General features: G+C 45.9%; 2 protein-coding genes. Both read left to right on the top strand.

Features of this window, described 5'->3' with window-relative positions; translation table 11 throughout:
• The first annotated feature begins 192 nt into the window (after positions 1 to 192).
• Positions 193 to 726 carry an RNA polymerase sigma factor gene (locus V4C51_RS17715; RefSeq protein WP_330927493.1) on the top strand — a complete coding sequence of 178 codons (534 nt, stop codon included), beginning with the start codon at positions 193 to 195 and terminating at the stop codon, positions 724 to 726.
• Positions 711 to 1,505: a hypothetical protein gene (locus V4C51_RS17710; protein WP_330927492.1), complete on the top strand. Its 795-nt coding sequence runs from the start codon at positions 711 to 713 to the stop codon at positions 1,503 to 1,505. The genes V4C51_RS17715 and V4C51_RS17710 overlap by 16 nt, the downstream gene beginning before the upstream one ends.
• The last annotated feature ends 184 nt before the right edge of the window (positions 1,506 to 1,689 follow it).

Below are 1,689 nucleotides of genomic sequence, written 5' to 3'. Positions count from 1 at the left end.
GCATAAAATTCAGTAGGGCGAGTCAGAATTTTCGATCAATTTGTGCGAATAGTTGACCTATTTAAGCAAATTGATCGGAAATTCTGGCCGCGCTTTCTCACATTTTCTGGATTTTAGGCCGAAATTGTCTTAAGTCCGACAGGCTTCTAGCGATAACATCAAGGGCGTTTACACGTCATAGAAGGTTAAGAATTGAGCACTAACAAGGCAGAGATTGAAGCATTATTTGCACGTGTGCAGCACCATGACGCAGACGCGTTCAAGGCACTGTACGCGTGCACGCATCAGCGCTTGTACGCCATTATTATTACTATTGTCAAAGATGAAGCAACCGCGGCAGATATTCTCCAGGAAGGGTATCTTAAACTCTGGCTTGCAGGGGCATCATACCCGGTGAGACAACCCTGGGCCTGGTTATGCCAGACCATGAGAAATCAAGCCATTGATGAGTACCGTAAGCGCCAGCGGTTGTCACCAGAACCTGAAACACCCACTGTTATGGATGAAAAAACAACAATGGATGTATTTCAGAAAAACACTATGGCTCCCTCCCTGCACCATTGTTTACTTCAACTGGAAGCTGACAAACGCAGTGCCATTGTGTTGGCCTACCAGCATGGTTATTCCCATACTGATATTGCCGGGTTTGTGCAAAAGCCCATTGGTACCGTCAAATCCTGGATACGTCGTGGGTTAAAGGAATTAAAACAATGCATAAAACCATAAACACCCCGGTAACGGCTTTGTTGAGTCCACGTTACCGTGTCCCTGCTGTTCGCGATTATCTGGCCAGCCAATATGTTTTGGGATGCCTGCATCCGCTGACCCGAAAACGGCTGGAGCGTTTACTGCTGATAGATCCCTCCTGGTGGGCACTGATCGAAACGTGGCAATGCCGCTTACAAACCATTACGCCTGAAACCAATATAGAATCGCAGTTTGATCAACTTCCTTCACCACCAGAACGGGTATGGGAAACGCTGCAACATATTTGTCAACCCGAAAAGCAAAGACGAGAGACCGCTCCAGCTCTGCCATGGTGGCGTCATTTGTTATTGTCAGCAGCCTTTGCCAGTGCCTTCAGTATTGGGGTTGTTGCCACTGTATTTTGGCTACATATAAACACGTCTCCAACACCCAATGGGACCAGGCTCATTCAACCTGCAAAATATCTGGCGATGATGTCCGCGCCGGATAAGCCTAACCACTTTGCTTTGGTGGCTTATCAAGGGGATAAACCAGGTCAATCAAGTTTGCGCATGCAACGTAATTTGAACATGAAAAAAGTGGATATAGGGCGATCCATGGTGTGGGTTCGAAATGGCAAAACGGGTGAGTTAAGTCTGCTAAGCAGTTTACAACAGGTAGATAATATTCGATATCTGACGTCTACAGAGTGGAAGTCATTGACTGACAGTTCTGAGTTGATCGTTACAGAGAATGCAAACCCGGAAAGTCCGGTAATTTACCAGGGGACATTTATTGCACTGAAGGGATGGAGTTAACGGTATTGATGTTAGCGGTAAGTGCATTTTCCGTATAACATTTGATGTGCAATTGACGGGCTTATTCACAGCAAGCATTTGTTTCCTAGGAGCCTGTCCGAGAATAGACTGCCCTACTGCTGTTGCGATAAATTGGTCTAAAAATCCCTACTTCTTCATCAAATAGCCCCGCTATTTTCTTTAT

The sequence above is a fragment of the Candidatus Sororendozoicomonas aggregata genome (genome assembly GCF_031528575.1).
In the GTDB taxonomy this organism is placed as follows: domain Bacteria; phylum Pseudomonadota; class Gammaproteobacteria; order Pseudomonadales; family Endozoicomonadaceae; genus Endonucleibacter; species Endonucleibacter aggregata.
Note: the sequence above shows the minus strand (reverse complement) of the source record. Positions and strands in the feature narration are given on the sequence as shown.

What these genes read in the sequence shown, in the direction of transcription:
- V4C51_RS17710 (WP_330927492.1), top strand. Translation starts at nt 711, where the DNA reads ATGCATAAAACCATAAACACCCCGGTAACGGCTTTGTTGAGTCCACGT.